Below are 18,312 nucleotides of genomic sequence, written 5' to 3' on the forward strand. Positions count from 1 at the left end.
GGGGGTGTCAGAATTTCCGTGTTCAAGGCGGGTTGAGAATTACACGGATGGTCGAACGAATCGGTCCTCATAAAGTATGGCGAACTGGTTCATGGCGGCCTTCCAGTCATGAGCCGCACGCCCCCAATCGGCAGTGATGTTACGCAATGCAAGCCAGATGAGCTTCGTCGCAGCCTCGTCGGTCGGGAAGTGGCCCCGCGTTTTGATGATCTTGCGCAACTGCGAGTTGATGTTCTCAATGGCGTTCGTCGTGTATATCACCTTGCGAACCGACGGTGGAAACGCAAAGAACGGAATTACGCGATCCCAGGCGTTGCGCCACGCCGCGCTGACCGGCGGGAATTTCTGCCCCCATGGCCCATCAGCAAATGCATCGAGTTCCGCCTGCGCCGCTTCCGCGCTGGGCGCGGTGTAGATCGGGCGGATCGCTGCGGCCAGGCCCCTGCGGTCCTTCCAGCTCGCGTAATCGAGGCTGTTGCGGATCAGGTGAACAATGCAGGTCTGCAGCGTGGTGGCCGGAAACACTGCCGCCAGCGCCTCGGGCATACCCTTCAGACCATCGGTGACGGCGATCAGGATGTCGTTGACGCCGCGCGTCCTGAGGTCGTTGAACACCTTCATCCAGAACTTGGCGCCCTCGGTGTTCTCGATCCACAGGCCGAGGATATCGCGTGTGCCGTCGGGAAGAATGCCCAGCGCAAGGTAGATCGCCTTGTTGCGCACCACGGCGTCTTCGCGGATCTTGACCCGCAATGCGTCGAAGAACACCACCGGATACATCGGCTCAAGCGGGCGGCCCTGCCAGGCCGTCACTTCGGCCATGACCTCGTCGGTAACCGAGCTGATGAAATCAGGCGAGACGTCGGTGCCATACTGTTCGAGCAGAAAGCCTTGTATCTCACGCACGGTCATACCCCGGGCATACATGGCGACGATCTTGTCATCGAAACCCGTGAAGCGCCGTTCGTGCTTGGGAATCAGCAGCGGTTCGAAACTACCGTCGCGATCGCGTGGGATCTCGATACGGATCGGACCGTCCTCGGTCAGGACTGTCTTGGCGCCCGTGCCATTGCGCTGATTGGTGACGGCCGCGGGCTTTGCAGCACCGGACGTGTAGCCGAGATGATGGCTCATCTCGCCACCCAGCGCCCGCTCGATCAGCGCCTTCTTCAAGGACAACGTCGCGGCGTTGATCGCTTCGGCCGTCATCGGCCCGTTGCCGAACTTCTCAAGCAGCTCAGCGGGGATCACCGGCAGTTCTGCCGGCGTAGCTTTCGGTTTGCGAGGCATAGGTTCTCCTGGGGAGAATGATATGCCTTGAACACGAAATTAATGACAGGCCCGTGTTCTCGCACACTTCGCTCCGGTGACAAGGCAATCATACCTCCGGCGGCGCTACGCGCGCCGAACGGTCATTCATCAAACCACTAACCACGTCCCCCTGGTTTCCCATGCAGACCCATCCACGACGCACGCAGTGCGGAGTGGGAGCGAATGAGCCCTGTGTCGCTAACGCGGAGTGTGCGAGAACACGGATTCCAGATGCACCACTACCGTGGCTGCGCGGGGGACCCGCTTATGGGCTGGCGGTGTGAGCCGCTTTCTTTGCTTATCTTTCTTTGCGGCGGCAAAGAAAGTAAGTGCCGCCCCGCACAGGGGCAACACTAATAGACCACTAACACAACAAGGAAAGGCCAAAGAAGCCAGAACAAGCAAAGACCAACGCCGCAGGCAACCAGACAAACAGACAAACAGACAAAAAACCCCAAATCTATGTGACCATACCCAAACCCAACCCGCACGGAGTGCACCCCCAAGATGCTACAACCAGACCCACTCCACCCCCTGCGTCCCTTTCTGAAAAACTACGTGTGGGAACACGGCCACATCGGCACTCGCTACATAAACTGCGCCACCGGCGAAATCAGCTTCGATGACGGCAAAAAATCCCGCTTCGCGGCAGAAAAATACCTCTACGTTCCATTAGACAAAAACGCCGTAGACGACCCACTGGCCACCGGCCCATCCACTCAAGACGCCGCCCTCGCGCGTTTCCTGCGCGCCGCGCAACTCGGCAAACCCGAAGAAGCCGGCTCCGCCGCGGAAGTCCAACGCGCCGTTCACGATTGCGTCGACCTCGCCATCTTCAGCGCCTATCAGCACGACGCGCTGCAAGCAGTCGAGCACTACACCCAGGAAGCCATGTTCGACGACGAAATCCGCGCGGCGCTCGTCAGCGATATTCGAAAGGTCTATGGCCCCATGCGCGAACAACTCGCGCTCTATGACTTCACCGTGCTGCATGGCCTGCCCACGCCACTTCTCTTCAGCGATTCGCCTTTCATCGACTGGCGCATACGCGTCAAACCCGCCATGCCCTTCGTGTCGCTGCCCCTCGGACCCTACGCCTTGCTGGTCGGCACGCCATCAGGCAGAACCAGCCGCGCCGCACCCGTCGCGTGGAAAACCGCCGTGTCGATGGGCGCGCTAAAGGATCACAATCGTTTGATGGTAGAACGCGCCCGTCTATGGATCGTGGCCACCAGCGACGATCAGCTGGTAGCCATACAGGATCGCTTCAAGAAAGACGACGCATAGGCGGCGTCGCCCTGTCTACCCTCACGCCTCGCCGCGTGCATGCGCTTCGAGCGCAAGCGAAAATGCCAGATGCCCGATTTCAACGCCCATGGTGTTGAACATCGCCGGCGCATGAAACGCGCGCAGTTTCGCGCGTTGCTCAGGACTGCCGATATCGAGCCGCTCAAGCAGTTCGGCAACGCTCGCATACAGCACGCCGATGTTGCCGTCCTCCACCTTCACTGCAATGCCGAGCGCACCGTTAGCGCCGAGCCGTGCTGTCTGCTGCGAAGCCCGCACGCCAATCGCGTAACTGCCGTCGGCGCCGACTTTGCCGATCAGCGCGCCGTCGAAAGCCCGCATCAACGTGGTACAGAAACGCCCCTCGCCTGCCACCCACTCCGGATGCGCCGCCATCGCGCGATAGATGCGCGCGAGCGCAACGGTACGGGGCGAAACGGCGGAAGGAATGCCCGCAGAAGCAGCCGAAGATGCCGAGGTCTCATCCTCCGCGGCAGCGAGCTTCGCGAACAATCGGGCCAGGCGATCAAGGGCAAACGCCGGCGTCGGCAGGTTGCAACCGTCGATCGACCATTGCACCGCATCATCCGGCAAATCGCATACCTCGGCGACAGTGTGCTTCACGCGCACCTGTAACGGATGCCCCGGCAGTTCATAACCCGCTATCGCCGCTCCGATCGAACGCGCGCCGGCCAGCATGCCGGCGTGCTTACCCGAACAATTGCTGCACACCGCGCCCGGTTTGAAATCGCGCTTCAGCCAGTCGACATACACGGCGTCGGACAACGGCGGATGCCCGCCGCAACGCAGGTCGGACTCGCTGACCTGCACCTTCGCCAGCATCTGCCGCGTGCGTTCGATATGGCGCGGTTCGCTGCTGTGCGACGCGCAGATGAGTGCGAGGTCGGCTTCGTCGAAACCGAAACGCTCGAGCGCACCGGTTTCCAGCACCGCGAGCGCCTGGGCGGGCTTGGCCGCGGAGCGGACCAGGGTCATGCGCGAGGGATCGCCGAATGAATACAGCAGTTGGCCATCGGCCTGGACCACCGCAACATGGGCGATATGCGTGTTCTCGATCACTTCGCCCCGATAAACAGTCGCCGCAATCGGCCCGGTTTCACGCAAGGTCATGTCCGTTCTCCTCCTGATCGCCTCAGTCGGTGCGATCACTATGAATGGTGTGGTGAATCGTGATGATGCGAGCGATTCTACGTTCGTCTTGCGCACACAGCCACGACTAGCGAGCGGCGTGCACGGCAAATTGGATCCGCGCTCAAGCCGCTCCGTGTAATTGCTCGACGAGGTAGTCGATCAGCGCCCTCACCTTCGGCGGCAAAAAACGGTTTGGCGGATACAACAGCCACACCGCTCCCACGTAAGCGCGTGCTTCGAGATTCCAGTCGGGCAGCACCTGCACGAGTTCGCCGCTTAGCAATGCACCGGCGGCGGCAAATTCAGGCAGATTCGCGATGCCGAAATCCTGCTGCGCAGCTTCCAGCCGCGCGCCGGCATGGTTGGCGATGTAGCGCCCCTTCACATCCACTGTTTGTGTCTCGGTGCCACGACGAAAACGCCAGCGGTTGTCGTCGGCAGTTTCGCCCAGGTAGATGCACTCATGCTTGAGGAGATCCCGCGGATGAGCCGGCGTGCCGCGCTCACGCAAATAAGCAGGCGACGCAACCAGCAGCCAGCGCACCGCGCCCAGCCTGCGGCCTGCGAGGCCGGGCGGTGGATGCTCGGTCAGACGGATCACCAGATCGACATCGTCGGCAAGCGGATCGACGTCGTGGTCGGTGAACAGCAGTTGCAGGTCGACTTCCTCGTAGGTGCGCAGAAAGCCGGGAATCAGCGGGTGAATCACCGTTTTCGCAAACGCGGTCGGCGCGCTCACGCTCACCTTGCCTTGTGGTCTGCCGGCCAGTTGCCCGGCGGCATCCACCGCGCCGGACGCCGCGCTCACCATGTCGCGGCAAAAACGCGCCACCTGGGCACCTGATTCCGTGACCCGCACCGTGCGCGTGGACCGTTCGAGCAGGCGTGTCGCCAAGGCGTCCTCGAGGCGTTTGATCTGTCGGCTAACCGTGGATGGCGTGCTGCCGAGCTGACGTGCGGCCACTGAGAAATTGCCGGCATCGACAACGCGCGCGAAAACCGCCATGTCCGGCAGCAAGGCGAAAAGGTCGGTTGGGTTCATTGTCGAGCGCCCGAGGGTTGAGCCTATTTATGCATGTCCAGCACAAATGATATGCACAATGACCCGATTATCGCCTCGCAAGCAAAGTTCGACAATATGCGCTCATCTGCCCGAGGTTCGCCATGTCGAAACAAGAACGCCTGCTTCTGCTCTCCGATCTGATGCTGCTCGCAGTCGCCGTGGTCTGGGGCACCAGCTACGGCGTCGTCAAAAGCGCCCTGGTGTTTTATCCGGTGCTGGGCTTGCTGGCAATGCGTTTCGGCATCACCTTCGTGATCCTGTCGCCCACCTTGCGCCATTTACGCGCCGCCGACGCCCGCACGTTGCGCGGCGTGCTGATCGCGGGCACCCTGCTGCTCGGCATCTTTCTCTGCGAGACGTTCGGCATTCTGCTGACGCGTGCGGCTAATGCCGCGTTTCTGATCAGCCTGTGCGTGGTGCTGACGCCGCTCGTCGAATGGTGGATGCTCAAGCGCACGCCGAGCCGTATCGAATGGGCGGCCGTCGCGCTGTCGCTGTTCGGCGCCTGGTTGCTGGCGGGCGACGGCGCGCTGAGTTTCAATCCCGGCGACGCGTTGATTCTGCTCGCCGCGCTGCTGCGCGCACTCAACGTGTGCGTGACGAAACGCGTGATGCGCGACTCCGCGTTGCCGCCTTTGTCGGTAACGGCGGTTCAATCGGGCGTGGTGGCAATCGGTAGCGCGGCGGTGGCGCTGCTGTTTGCGCCGCAACAGTGGCAACCTGTGCCCTCGCTCGCGGGACACGCGATGTTCTGGGGCTACATCGGCTATCTGGTCATTGCGTGCACACTGTTCGCGTTCTTCGCGCAAAACTTCGCCATCAAACGCAGCAGTCCGACGCGCGTGTCGTTGCTGATGGGCAGCGAACCCGCCTTCGGCGCGCTGTTCGCGTGCCTCTGGTTAGGTGAACGGATTTCAACGGCCGCCTGGATCGGCGGCGCCTTGATCGTCGTGGCATCGATTCTCGCGACGGTGCGATGGACGGCGTTGCGTGTGAGTGCGGCAGGCACCTAGCGAATTGAAGCAAGCCGTCCCGATCGCCGCACACGCACCGCCCAATTAGCGCGACGTGACGGTGCCCCGCTCGCTCACCACCTCGCCACGCTGCAACACATACTCGAGGCGCTCGCCCTGCCCGGTCAACACACCGATGTCCTTGAGCGGGTTGCCGTCGACCACCAGAACATCGGCGATCGCCCCTGCTTTGATGATGCCGAGTTTGCCGCCGCGCTCGACGATATCGGCGGCGATCGTCGTGGCCGAACGCAACGCCTCCAGATTACCGAGCACTTCGGCGCGTATACGCAGTTCGTCGCTCTGAAATGTGTGCATTTCGCCTAGCAGGTCCGAACCGAATCCCATCGGCACGCCGGCGTTCGCATAGATCTGTAGCGAGTCACGCCCCGCTTGCCGCACGGTTTCGACCTTGGCGATCGAATCGGCCGGCAAACCGTAGTCTGCGCCGTGTCTGGCCAGCGCGTCATAAGTGACCAGCGTGGGCACGACGAATGCGCCGTGTTCGCGCATCAGTTTCGCGGCGGCTTCGTCTACCAGATTGCCGTGCTCGATGGTACGCACTCCGCAGCGAATCGCACGCGAAATCGCGCGGCCGGTATAGGCATGCGCCATCACGTAGGTATTGGCTGCCTCCGCTTCGGCGACGATTGCGCGGATTTCGTCCTCTGAATACTGTGTGTTGCTGATCGGATCGGTAGGCGAAGCCACGCCGCCAGACGCCATGATCTTGATCTGAGTGGCGCCTTTCTGAATCTCTTCACGCACCGCCAGCCGTACCGCATCGACACCGTCGACAACCCGCGCAATCGCCCCTGCACGAAAGGCACATGAACAGGGTTCGAGCACGTCCCCGCGCGGACGGAAGTCGCCGTGGCCGCCGGTTTGCGACAGCGCCTTACCCGACGGGAAAATACGCGGCCCCGGAATCAATCCGCTTTCGAGCGCCTGCGTCAAACCCCAATCCGCGCCACCCGCGTCGCGCACCGTCGTAAAGCCGCGGCCGAGCATCGCCTTCAGAATCGGCAGCGCGCGAATCGCCGTGAGGATATTCGGCTGCGTCGCATTGACACCAAGGTTCGCGCGCGAAGCCAGCACGTGCACGTGACAATCGATCAAGCCGGGCATCACCGTCTTGCCGCGCGCGTCGATCACGCGCGCATTCGGCAGATCGACAGGACGATCGGTGACTTCGACAATGTGGCCGTTTTCGATCACGACATGATGGTGTTCGAGCAGCGTGCCCTGGACCAGATCGAGTACGTTGCCGCCGCTGATTACCGTAATACTCATCGCTATCTTCCTGACTTGATGAAGAAAACCCGCCGGCTTTCGCCGGCCGGAAACGCTGCCTCAGGCGCGGCTATGGCGCGGATCACGCACATAGAAGGTGCCCACGAGGCTGATCAGCGCGGCGATCATCACGTAGATTGCGGGCGCCATGTTGCTGCCCGTCGACGCGATCAGCCACGTGATGAAGAATGGTGCGAAGCCGCCGAAAATCGTCACCGCGAAGTTGTACGCAACGGAGAGACCCGTAGACAGCACCTTGGTCGGAAACAGTTCGGAGAACGCAGCGAGAATCGGGCCGGTGTAGGTCGCAATCAGCAAACCGAATACGGCTTGAAACACCATCAGCGAAACGAGCCCAGGCGCGTGGTTGATGTAAGTGAACATCGGCCATGCGAGCAGGAAGATCAATGCAGCAGCGCCGGACAGGAAGCGGCGGCGGCCAAAGCGGTCAGCCAGCTTGCCGACCACCGGCGAAAAGCACATGATCATCACGCCACCGCACATGCCGGCGCGAAAGCCCGTCGATTGCGGCAGATGCAGTGTGCGCACCGAATAGGTCGGCATATAGAACAGCAGCACGTAGGTGCACACCGTCCACAGAATTACCATCGAAAAGCTCGCGAACGTCTCACGCGGAAAGCGGCGGAACACTTCCGTGAGTGGCGAATCGCTTTTCGCCTGCTCGGCAACCGCGCTGAATGCCGGCGTTTCGTCCATGCGGCTGCGAATGAAATAGCCCACCGGCCCGATCAGAATGCCGATCAGAAAAGGCATTCTCCAGCCCCACGAATGCAACGCGTCGGCGCTCAGACCTGCTGTCACGAAGGTGCCGACCGCTGCGCCCAGCAGCACCGCGAAGCCAATGCTCGACTGAATCCAGCTCGAATAGAATGCACGCTTGCCGGCCGGCGCATATTCGGTAAGAAACGCGGTGGCGGTACCCATTTCGCCGCCGGCCGAAAAACCTTGCAGCAGGCGGGCCACCACGATCAGAACCGGCGCCCACACGCCGATCTGGTCATAGGTCGGCGCGAGGCCAATGAGTGCAGTGCCGCCCGCCATCAGCAGAATAGTCAGCGAGAGCGCTGCCTTTCGTCCCACTTTATCCGCATACACGCCGAGCACGATGCCGCCCACGGGCCGCATGAAGAAACCCACACCGAACGTTGCGACGGCAAGCAGCAGCGAAGACAGTTCATTGCCGGTCGGAAAGAACAGCTTGGCGATAATCACCGCGAAAAAACTATAAACAGTGAAGTCGAACCACTCGAGCCCGTTACCGAGCACAGTGGCGATAATCGCGCGGCGCCGCTGCCGCGCGAGCGTATCCACGGATATCGTAACGTTGGATGAAAGCGTTCCTTGCATGGTCTCTTTCCTCATCAGGCTGCTTGCACGGCGGCTCATGCTGCCGCTGCATGGCTACGGGTCCGGCGGATCTGCCAGCAAGGCGACGCTTCGGCGTCGAGCGGCGCTTTCGCCTGCATGAAACCGATCGTAGAGAGACCTGATTTGTTTTCGAAACGAAAGATTCGCATGCATGCATGCGCGTAGCGCATGCGAAATGAACCAGACCACGGGCGCGCCGCGCATCTCTGCGATCGGTTGGCCGGCTGTCTACCCGCTTGTTTGTGCGCTTGCCTGCGCCTCGGCCTGCTCGAAAAGCCAGCGTGTAAACAGGCGCGCCGCCTGGTTCTCCGCGCGATCGTTCGGCGAAACGACGTAGTAGCCGCCACCGTGGCTGGCCGACGCTCGTGTGGCGCGCACCAGCAGCCCCTCGTTCAGACACGCATCGATCATATGACGCCAGCCGAGCACGACGCCCTGCCCGAGAATCGCCATTTGCACGAGTTGCGGATAATGATTGACGGCGACAGACTGCGGCGATCCTGGCATCGCCACGTTGTTGAGACGGAACCATTCGGGCCACGACATCCATTGCCGCTGACCGTCTTCCTGCACCAGCAATGTTTCATGCGCGAGATCGGCCGGCTCCAGCACGCGGCCGGCGAGATACCCGGGCGAACATACCGGGTACACGTCTTCGTCGAAAATGCGGCGAGCAGTGAAGTGTGGCGCTGCATGCTGGCGGATGTAGTACAGACCTACGTCGAATTCCGCGGGCGACAGCGATGCAAGTCCGTCGCGCACGATCATCCGGATCTTCACGTTCGGATGGGCGGCGCGAAACGCGCCCAGGCGTGGCGTAAGCCACAACACCGCTACACCCGACGAACACGCGATCGTCAACTCCAGGTCGCCGTATCGCTTCATCACATCCAGCGTGGCTTCCGAGCAATTGGCAAGCAGCCACTGCACATGGCTCGCGTAGCGCTCGCCGGCGATCGTCAGACGTAAGGCGCGGTGCTCGCGCACAAACAGCGAGCGACCGAGAAAGTCCTCCAGTTGCGCGATCTGGCGGCTGATCGCGCTTTGCGTCAGATGGAGCTCCACCGCCGCTTTAGTGAAACTGGCATGACGTACAGCCGATTCGAACGCGATCAGGCATTGAAGCGGCGGTAATGGGGCAATCCGCATGATGAGGGTGGCCGAGTGAGCTTGCCTCCATCATAGCGGGTCGAAGCGCGCTTCAAATCAAGCCTGTGACGCAGCGCGTAAGCGCGCGATTTCCGCTTCCAGCGCCTCGATGCGCTGGTCCCGTTCCGCGAGCGCGGCGGCCACGTCCGCTGCTTCGAAACGCTGCGGGATGTGCTGCGGGCAGTTCATATCCCACGCGTTGACCGTCATTGCGATCACTCGCTCGCCACGCGCCTTGTATCCCTGCGGCATCAGCTTTGCCAGCAGTTCGGGATCGTCTTCGACCACGCGCGCCTCGCCCCAAAGCTTGATGCGCCGCCGGCGCGCGTAGTCGATGAGGAAGAGATACGCCTTCGGGTTATCGGCGAGATTGCCCAGCGTGATGTATTGCCGATTGCCGGCGAAATCGGCGAACGCAATGGTGTGATCGTCGACTACATGCAAAAAACCGGCGGGACCGCCGCGATGCTGAATATAGGGCTGGCCTTCGTCGTTCGCGGTGGCGAAGAACACGCTCGTCTGCTGCTCGATGAAACTCGCGACATCCGGCGTGATACGCGTCTCCCAACCGCGGTCGGTCTCCATGCGCGCATACGCATCACGTGAACCATTACGGGCCTGGATCGCCTTCACCGTCGGCGTGAAGGCGATGTCGCTCGGGTACGGGTGGGGAGGTGCGTGATTCATTGAACGGCTCCTGTCTCGCGGGTAAGCCCGCAGGTTGCACGCTCAACGTTACCGGCTTCCATCTTTAAAGAGAACCCGGCGAAATCGGGAATCTGACTTTCAGAAAGCGAGAGGATGCGATCACGCCTTCGTTGAACACGACGCGCCGGGCGTCTCTACGAATGACTCGGCGCCAACCCCTCTTCCCGCTCCAGCGAGCGCGTGCGCTTGAGTTCCGGAAAGAAGCGCATCCACAGCAGGGCGATGGTGATCGTCGCGATGCCGCCTACCAGCACGGCCGGTTGCGCGCCCCACCAACCTGCGGTCACACCCGATTCGAATTCGCCGAGTTGGTTCGAGGTCCCGATGAAAAGCGAGTTGACCGCGCTGACCCGGCCCAGCATTTCGTCCGGCGTGCGCAGTTGAACAAGCGACAGGCGCACCACCACGCTGATGGTGTCGGACGCCCCCAGCACCATCAAGGCAAGAAGCGACACGAAAAATTCATGCGACAGACCGAATACGACAGTGGCCGTGCCAAACGCAATCACGCCACCGAACATCGCGGCGCCTGGCCGGTTGCGCAGCGGAAAATGCGCGAGCCAGATGGTGCCCGCGAGCGCGCCGATGGCGGTACCCGAGCGCAACAGGCCAAGACCGAGCGGTCCGGTATGCAGGATGTCGCGTGCGAAAACCGGCAACAGCGCCGTCGCGCCGCCGAACAGCACAGCGAACAGATCCAGCGACAATGCGCCGAGGATCACCGGTTCCCTGCGGATAAAAGCGATGCCCGAGAATACCGATTCGAGCGTAACCGGCGCGCGGCTCGCCAACCTGGCCTGCAATGGAATGGCCCACACTGAGGCGGCGGCCGCGGCGAACGACAGCGTGCATGCGAGGTAGGCCACATCCGGACCGATGCCGTACAGCAGGCCGCCCAGTGCCGGACCCGCGATCTGGGCGGATTGATTGGCGGAGGTGGCCCATGCCGTGGCTTTGGGCAATTGCCCGCGCGGCACGACGCCCGGCAACAGCGATGCGACCGCGGGAGACTCGAAGGCGCGGGCCGCGCCCACGCATGCGGCCAATACATAGATGACCGGCGCGCTAATCCAGCCGCCGAACGTGCCGAAGGCGAATAACAATGCAGCGACGCTTTCGAGGCTCTGACAGATGGCCGCGATCCGGCGACGGTCGTAGCGGTCGGCGACATGGCCGACCACGAGCGTCAGCAGGAACATCGGCAGAAATTGGGCAAGACCGACGAGGCCCAGTGCGAAGGCGCTATGCGTTAGCGCGTAGATGTGCCAGCCCATTGCGACGGCGAGCATCTGGAACGACAGCGACGAGAGGATACGGGTACACCAGAAACGCTGGAACGGAGGGTGTTTTGGCAAACTGAAGCTAGAGTCGCCGACGGGGTCGGCCGGAGGTCGGGGCATTGGTTTCTTGCTCTCTACTAGGCTGGCTTGGGCGGCAGCCAGTTTAGAGCAAGTTTATTTATTTTGTTTTTACACTTACGCAGTGCTTTCTTTTTGTAAGGCCGCGAGAGCGGCCCTTCCATGAGAGATGTCACCGATTCTGGCTATCAGGCTTCCATCCCACGTCACGAAGCGCGGACAGCAAGCGTTCAGCGCCGATCGCCTCCACGCGAGCGCCGCGCGCGCTCATATCCGTAGCAGCCAGCAGGGCATTGACGATGGCTTCTTCCACGGCCTCCGCCGCAGCCGAAAACAACGCGGACATGTGATCGTTATTCACCATCTCCACGGCCGTGGTGGGCTTCCCAACGCACCCATAGTTGACCGCCGGCAGTTCCGAATTTCCCACCGAAAAGGCCAGGAAGATGTCACCGCTAGAATCTTCAGTGCCTCCTCCCATGCGGGCGATCCCAACACTCGCACGCTGTGCGAGGCGCGTGCACTGATGCGGCAGCAAAGGCGCATCGGTTGCGAGCGTCACGGCAATCGAGCCCATGCCCGGTTCTCCTGTACGCCCTCCTTGCGTTTGTCTGAACGGTGAATGCATGTCCCCGAGCACTTCGCCCACCGGATACCCCGCCACCCTCAGCGCGTCGCGCCGGCCATAGTTCGCCTGCACCAATGCCCCAACGGTCCAGCCGCCTTCAGCCGGCTTCAACACTCTCGATGCCGTGCCGATTCCTCCCTTGAACTCATGGCAGATCATGCCCGTGCCGCCGCCTACGTTTCCCTCCCTCACCTCCCCCGTGCGTGCTTCGGCTCGCGCTCGCCGCACATGATCCGCGGTGACGTGCTGCCCCCATATATCGTTGAGCAGTCCGTCGTAGGTTTCAAGCACGACCGGCATGCACCAGTACACGTCCCCGTTGGCTTCGTGCCGCTCCGCCGCGACCAGCGCGTCGCGCACCACGCCCACGCTATGGGTGTTGGTGTATGCAATCGGCGTCGTCAGCAAGCCCGCCTCGCGTATCCATTCGAGACCGGTTGCGTCGCCGTTGCCGTTCAGGATGTGACATCCCGCAAAGCAAGGCGCCATGCGCGCACTGCCCGCACGCGGTTCGATGATGGTCACGCCCGTGTGCACCGAGGCATCTCCCGCTTCCACATTCAGCGTGTGATGTCCGACACGGACACCGGCGACATCGGTAATCGCATTGAAACGCCCTGGCGTACCACGCCCGATACGGATGCCGAGTTCCCTTGTACGCATTGCCTGTTTTCCTTCGATTCAAAGTTCGCGAAACGTCACGCTATGACGTGCCCACGCCGCATACATCGCGAGCGCCAACACTAGTAATCCACCAATGATGTACAGATCCGTAGGCTTGGCCGCGCTCTGCATTGTCGTGTACAACGTGTAGGTTGCGCCGACGATCGCCACCAGCGGCGGCAGCGGCCACAACGGCATCCGGTAGTGATGCTCGACATCGCGTCGCACGACGCGGCTGGCCAGCGCCGCCACCGCAATCACGATGTAGATCACGAGCAGCAGGTCCACCGTGAACGCGGTCAGCTCATCGAGGCTCGATACGAAAAGCAGCAGTGCCGACGGAACCGCAAGCGTCAACGTGGCAAGCCAGGGCGAATCGAAGCGCGGGTGAATGCGCGTGAACGCATGATTGCAGCTACGCACCCATAATGCGTGACGGCCGCTGCTATACAGCAGACGTCCCACCTGAATCACGATTGCGATGATTGCGTTGAACACCGACAGGAAAATCCCCGCGCTCACCACCCGCATGATGACCGGATTACTGAGTTCGCGGACCACATAGCCTATCGGATCCGCGCTCTTCGACATATCGATCAGCGAAGGCGCGCCGAGCACGATCGCGGTCAATGGGATCAGTTCGATCAGCAGGATGGCCAGCAGCGAATACATGACGGCTTTCGCGACACTGCGATTGCCCCCTTCGAGGTCCTCAGCGAGGAACACCGCGGCGCCGAAACCGTTGTAGCAGAAGATCGCCGTGCCCACGGCCGGAATAATGGCGGCCGCGGTCGCCGAAATCAGCGTACCGTTGCTCGCGACTTGAGGGTGGACCAACGCACTGATGGCGCGATGCGGCTCCGAGAATCCCAGGTAGGCAATCAGGAGGAGTACTAGCACTTCGACCGTCAGGAACGCACCGGTGATCCACGCGTTGGTCTTGATGTTGAGAATGCCGAGCACGTAGCTGAGTACGACGATCGCGAGCGCCACCGACTGATTGCTGAAGTTCGTACCGAAGGCATTGTTGAGATACGGCGCCGCGCCGCTTGCCAGCACGGCCGGAATGAACACGCTGACCGCCAGCACCGCGATAAAGGTCAGATAGCCCGGCAACGCGCCGAACACCCGTTTCGCCATCACATACTCGCCACCGGCGCTGCGATGCGCCGCGCTCAATTCCGCATAGCACAACGCGAAAGCCAGCGCGAGCACGCCGCCTAGCAGGAACGACAGCACCGCCCCGCTGCCCGCCTGCTGGATCGCAAACGGCGCGATCACGAAAATGGAACTGGCGGGCGTCACCCCAGATACGGTAATCATCACCACATCCCGCACGCTGAGCGACTGCTTCAGCGCGCCGGATGTGCCCAGCCCTGCGGGGACGGCTTGCGCCGCAACCGACGTTTCCGTGATCGCCATCGTCCTCTCCTTTGCAATGATTTTTTCAGCGTCCATACTTGAGCACTGTTCGGCGGAGTGTAGGAAGCCAATTTACACAGCGCTATTACCGCTTAGGGTTACGCCAATTAGGTGGAGACGCATGGATCGACTGTTCACGGAAGTAGCAATGCATCAGGCGCTGGCGCGCGTGATCGACCAATTGGGTGCGCCCAGGTTCTGGCGGAATCTGATACTTCTGCTCAACGAAATCGCGCCGTTTGACAATGCGCTGGCGGTGCTCGTCGGTCAGGATGGCGTGCCACGCGTGCTGGAAGAATTCGATACCGGGGGTACGGACAAGCCTTCGCCGGTGCCGCTTTATCTGAACGGACTGTACGTGCTCGATCCTTTTCTACAGGCCGCACACGATGGCCTGGCCGACGGACTGTACCGGCTCGAGGAGGTGGCGCCGGATCTGTTTCGGCAAAGCGAATACTTCCTGAGTTACTTTCGCGACGCGGTTGGGGAAGATGAGTTGCAGCTGATCGTCAAGATTGCGCCTGCGGGTGGCGTCGTATCGCTGTCGTTGGGCGCGAAGACGCGATTCGATGTGGAGGCGCTCGGGCGGCTTTCCGTTTGCACACCCTGGTTAATTGCGACGATACGACAGCATGTGGCGCGTCTTGCCACCGAGCCCGGCAAGAGCGTGGAAAGCGGCGATCTTTCCGGACGGGTCGAGCGCGCGCTAGCGGGGTTTGGAGCGGAGTTGCTGTCGGAGCGGGAAATGGCGATTGCGCGGTTGGTGTTGCGCGGCAACTCATCCAAAGCGATTGCCGAACGGCTGGCGATTTCGCCGGAGACGGTGAAGGTGCACCGGCGGAATCTTTATAACAAGCTCGGCATCTCGACGCAGCCCGAACTATTTTCGTTGTTTATTCAGGCGCTGGGGCATGAGGCGGGATAGGTATTCTTCAAAGTCGAGTGACAGTCAATTACCGGTGGCATCTCACCCGCCTTCGGAAATCTCATCAACGCGCCGCTTGCCTTCAACATACCCGGCTTCACGGGCCGCTTCTTCACTGGGAAACGGGGCAACCAGTTCCTCGAAGCGAATGCTCTGCCCAGCAATGTGGGCATGCGCGCCATGCCGACAGATGTACGCCGAGTAATGCCACAAGGTGTCAGGCGCCGGCGGACCGTATGCCAGGATCGGAAGAACCCAGACCTCATACCCGTTGTGCTCGATCTTGTCCCACATGGCAGTCTCCAATCGCAATTCGAAGGAATCTTGTTCAAGTGCCGCGGCATGAAAACCGGATGCGCGCGACCCCGCCGGTTGCTTCGTCAAACGTGTGGAAGATCGTCGATGGACTTTTCAACGCTGCCATCGGGCTCCTCCGTGTCGATTCCGTCGGGGCCATTGGTGTGCGGAACGATCTTTATTTTCGGCCCCAGGAATCTCACCCCACCGAGGGTAAAGAGGGACCAGCCTACGTCTCCCGCGCGGATCGCTTTGACCACCTCGGCCACCTCGACGATTGCGGCTGGCGACAGGCAATCGTGCGTCCTCAGGTCGATGGGCGCCCAGCGCACATGCGTGACACGATCAGTTGCAGCGTTAATGCGTACGCCGTCAATAGCAAACGCAGCCATATCTACCTCCATCACCCCGACAAAGGAATCTTCATATTATGCCCCGCTTCTTTTGCGGCCTTCGGCCCCTGCGCGGGACGGGATCGTCCGCGAAGACGACGCCGGCGACGCGCCACACATCGAGCATTTTTCGGTGCACGCGATGTTCGTCAATCACAGCGCGAACAAGCGCCCCAGATGCGGTTCGCAATCCTCTACACCCGCGAGGCGCAACGCATGCCACGCCATCGCGAAGTTGCTCGATATCACGGGTTTGCCGGTCCTTGCCTCGAACTCCGGAATGAGCCCGGCAATGCGCAAACTCGTGCAAGACACGAAAACAGCGTCCACGTCGGGGCTTTGTGCAAGATGCTCGACGCCGGCCCGCAGGGAGGTCGCGTCAATCCGCGCCACTTCGTTGTCGTTCGCATGCTCGAACGAGGCCATGCGCGTGACGCCGACACCGCGCGCCTCGATATAGTCGCGCATGGTGTCGTTGATCGCACGCACATAGGGCGTCAACAGTGCGACGCGCTGCGTACCCAGCGCACGCAACGCAGCGAGCGCGGCGGTGATCGGCGTGGTGCACGCGACACCTGGACGCGCTTCGTGAATGCGCGCGAACACGTTTTCCTCGCCGATCACCATGGATGCCGACGTGCAGCCAAACGCCACGACATCGATCCGCTCGCCTGGTCGGATCAGCGCCACTGCCGCCGCAATGCGGGATTCCATTTCCCTCAGCCGTTCGGGCGTGATGTCCGCCGAGTTGTACACGCGGCTTTCGTAGAACGCCACGCCGTCCTGCGTCAACAGCCTGCGCCATTCATGTTCGATCGTATGATCGGTGGCGAGCACCACGAGACCCACCGCGGCACGCCGGCAGATGCCGTCGTCCAGCGCGAAATCCAGTTTTGCATAGACCGCGTCGTGCAGTGCATTCGTGCTCATTTCAGTGTCATCCCTGTCATGTCGATCTCGGGTTGCCGCCCGGCCATGATGTCCGCCAGCAGTTTCGCGGTGCCGCAAGACATGGTCCATCCCATGTGTCCGTGCCCGGTGTTCAGGTACAGATTCCTGTGACGCGTGCGGCCAATCAACGGTGTGCCCTCCGGCGTCATCGGGCGCAATCCTGCCCAATAGGACGGACTGTCATAGTCGGCGCCGCCGGGAAACAGTTCGCGGGCGGCTCGCAGCATGGTCGTGAAATCGGCGGGGGTATGGCGCGTGTCATAGCCGGCGAATTCCGCGGTTGCGGTAAAGCGCAGCCTGTCGCCAAAACGCGCCCACGCGACAAGGTTGTTCTCGTCGACACCACCCAGATCCGGCGGACGGTGATCCGGCCCAACCGGGAACGTGGCCGAATAGCCCTTTACCGGATACACAGGCAGCCGATAACCCAGGCGACGCGCAATAATCGGCGACCAGGAACCAAGCGCCAGCACGAATTCGTCACCTCGCACGAGTCCCGCTGACGTACGCACTCCGGTTATCTGGTCGCCTGACGCCTCGATTGCGCTGATCGGCGTATCGAACTCGAATTGCACGCCAAGGCCTTCACACGCCTTCTTCAACGCGCGGGTGAACAGGTGCGCATCGCCGCTTTCGTCGGTTGGGCAATAGATTGCACCGGCAATCCTGTCGCGCGCGCCGCCAAGCGCGGGTTCCCGTGTCACGACCTGCGCCGCGTCGAGTGTTTCCAGCGGCAGGCCGTTGTCCTTGAGAATCGACATGTTCTGCGTGCCGCGCGCAAACGATGCTTCGTCGCGATAGAGATACAACAGGCCGTGACTAATACGGTCGTACTGCAGATGCTCGGCGGCGCTCAGCTGCTGCAGTTGCGTCTGCGCGTAGCGGCAGAGCGCGACCTTGCGCGTCGTGTTCACGCGGGAGCGTTCCGCCGTGCAGTTTCGCAGGAACTGGAGGCACCAGATCCACATGTGCGGGTCCGCGTTGAGTTTCAGGCGCAGCGCCTGCCCATCGACAAAAAGCGACTTCAGCAGAATTTTCGGCGCACGCGGCGAGGCCCATGTATAGGAGTGCCCCGGCGCAACCAGGCCGGCGTTGGCAAAACTGGTCTCGAGCGCGACGCCCGGCCGGCGATCGATCACGGTGACCTCGCGGCCCTCTTTCGCAAGGTACCAGGCCGCCGTGACACCTGCGATTCCGCCCCCCAGCACGACGCTTTTCATGCGCGCCCTCCTTACTCATCGCTTAAATATAGCGCCGCTGGCGCGTCGAAAGGAGGTTTATACGCGGATACCCTAGCCCGCCCAATCGGCG

At 61.7% G+C, this 18,312-nt stretch carries 17 protein-coding genes; 3 read left to right on the plus strand and 14 right to left on the minus strand.

The window, feature by feature from the left end:
• Positions 1 to 39: 39 nt before the first annotated feature.
• A complete protein-coding gene (locus BCY88_RS25515; protein ID WP_120342987.1) occupies positions 40 to 1,290 on the minus strand; it encodes an IS256 family transposase in 1,251 nt (416 codons plus the stop codon).
• Between the two features lie 528 nt (positions 1,291 to 1,818).
• Here BCY88_RS25515 and BCY88_RS25520 point away from each other — a divergent pair.
• Positions 1,819 to 2,598, plus strand: a complete 780-nt coding sequence (locus tag BCY88_RS25520; RefSeq protein WP_120346949.1) for a hypothetical protein — start codon at positions 1,819 to 1,821, stop codon at positions 2,596 to 2,598.
• A 21-nt stretch (positions 2,599 to 2,619) separates the two neighbouring features.
• Here BCY88_RS25520 and BCY88_RS25525 read toward each other — a convergent pair whose 3' ends face one another.
• Complete coding sequence (locus tag BCY88_RS25525) at positions 2,620 to 3,729, minus strand: asparaginase (RefSeq protein ID WP_120346950.1); 1,110 nt, start codon at positions 3,727 to 3,729, stop codon at positions 2,620 to 2,622.
• Positions 3,730 to 3,871: 142 nt separating this feature from the next.
• Positions 3,872 to 4,792, minus strand: a complete 921-nt coding sequence (locus BCY88_RS25530; RefSeq protein WP_120346951.1) for a LysR family transcriptional regulator — start codon at positions 4,790 to 4,792, stop codon at positions 3,872 to 3,874.
• 122 nt (positions 4,793 to 4,914) lie between these two features.
• Here BCY88_RS25530 and BCY88_RS25535 point away from each other — a divergent pair, with 122 nt between their 5' ends.
• Positions 4,915 to 5,826, plus strand: a complete 912-nt coding sequence (locus tag BCY88_RS25535) for a DMT family transporter (RefSeq protein ID WP_120346952.1) — start codon at positions 4,915 to 4,917, stop codon at positions 5,824 to 5,826.
• Positions 5,827 to 5,871: 45 nt separating this feature from the next.
• On the opposite strand, the gene BCY88_RS25540 is transcribed toward BCY88_RS25535, so the two are convergent.
• From BCY88_RS25540 to BCY88_RS25570, 7 genes are all read right to left on the minus strand, one after another.
• Positions 5,872 to 7,119 (minus strand): metal-dependent hydrolase family protein, encoded by a 1,248-nt coding sequence (locus BCY88_RS25540; RefSeq protein ID WP_120346953.1) that lies wholly within the window; start codon positions 7,117 to 7,119, stop codon positions 5,872 to 5,874.
• A 60-nt stretch (positions 7,120 to 7,179) separates the two neighbouring features.
• Positions 7,180 to 8,487: an MFS transporter gene (locus BCY88_RS25545; RefSeq protein ID WP_120346954.1), complete on the minus strand. Its 1,308-nt coding sequence runs from the start codon at positions 8,485 to 8,487 to the stop codon at positions 7,180 to 7,182.
• Between the two features lie 249 nt (positions 8,488 to 8,736).
• Complete coding sequence (locus BCY88_RS25550; RefSeq protein ID WP_120346955.1) at positions 8,737 to 9,657, minus strand: LysR substrate-binding domain-containing protein; 921 nt, start codon at positions 9,655 to 9,657, stop codon at positions 8,737 to 8,739.
• Positions 9,658 to 9,714: 57 nt separating this feature from the next.
• Positions 9,715 to 10,344, minus strand: coding sequence for a pyridoxamine 5'-phosphate oxidase family protein (locus tag BCY88_RS25555; protein WP_120346956.1), 630 nt, complete (start codon positions 10,342 to 10,344; stop codon positions 9,715 to 9,717).
• 155 nt (positions 10,345 to 10,499) lie between these two features.
• Entirely contained in the window at positions 10,500 to 11,765 is a 1,266-nt protein-coding gene (locus BCY88_RS25560; protein ID WP_120346957.1) for an MFS transporter, read from the minus strand.
• 130 nt (positions 11,766 to 11,895) lie between these two features.
• Positions 11,896 to 13,014, minus strand: a complete 1,119-nt coding sequence (locus BCY88_RS25565) for a DmpA family aminopeptidase (RefSeq protein WP_120346958.1) — start codon at positions 13,012 to 13,014, stop codon at positions 11,896 to 11,898.
• Positions 13,015 to 13,032: 18 nt separating this feature from the next.
• A complete protein-coding gene (locus tag BCY88_RS25570; RefSeq protein ID WP_120346959.1) occupies positions 13,033 to 14,436 on the minus strand; it encodes an APC family permease in 1,404 nt (467 codons plus the stop codon).
• Between the two features lie 121 nt (positions 14,437 to 14,557).
• Here BCY88_RS25570 and BCY88_RS25575 point away from each other — a divergent pair, with 121 nt between their 5' ends.
• Positions 14,558 to 15,361 carry a helix-turn-helix transcriptional regulator gene (locus tag BCY88_RS25575; RefSeq protein ID WP_120346960.1) on the plus strand — a complete coding sequence of 268 codons (804 nt, stop codon included), beginning with the start codon at positions 14,558 to 14,560 and terminating at the stop codon, positions 15,359 to 15,361.
• Between the two features lie 42 nt (positions 15,362 to 15,403).
• Here BCY88_RS25575 and BCY88_RS25580 read toward each other — a convergent pair whose 3' ends face one another.
• The 4 genes from BCY88_RS25580 to BCY88_RS25595 form a co-directional block, all read right to left on the minus strand.
• Positions 15,404 to 15,655, minus strand: coding sequence for a hypothetical protein (locus BCY88_RS25580; protein ID WP_120347018.1), 252 nt, complete (start codon positions 15,653 to 15,655; stop codon positions 15,404 to 15,406).
• Positions 15,656 to 15,741: 86 nt separating this feature from the next.
• Positions 15,742 to 16,050, minus strand: coding sequence for a hypothetical protein (locus tag BCY88_RS25585; protein WP_120347019.1), 309 nt, complete (start codon positions 16,048 to 16,050; stop codon positions 15,742 to 15,744).
• A 153-nt stretch (positions 16,051 to 16,203) separates the two neighbouring features.
• On the minus strand, positions 16,204 to 16,980 hold the full coding sequence (locus tag BCY88_RS25590) for a maleate cis-trans isomerase family protein (protein WP_120346961.1): 777 nt from the start codon (positions 16,978 to 16,980) through the stop codon (positions 16,204 to 16,206).
• Positions 16,977 to 18,221 (minus strand): D-amino acid dehydrogenase, encoded by a 1,245-nt coding sequence (locus BCY88_RS25595; protein WP_120346962.1) that lies wholly within the window; start codon positions 18,219 to 18,221, stop codon positions 16,977 to 16,979. The genes BCY88_RS25590 and BCY88_RS25595 overlap by 4 nt, the downstream gene beginning before the upstream one ends.
• Positions 18,222 to 18,312: the final 91 nt, after the last annotated feature.

Origin of the sequence: Paraburkholderia fungorum (assembly GCF_003610895.1) — a bacterium.
Taxonomy (GTDB): domain Bacteria; phylum Pseudomonadota; class Gammaproteobacteria; order Burkholderiales; family Burkholderiaceae; genus Paraburkholderia; species Paraburkholderia fungorum_B.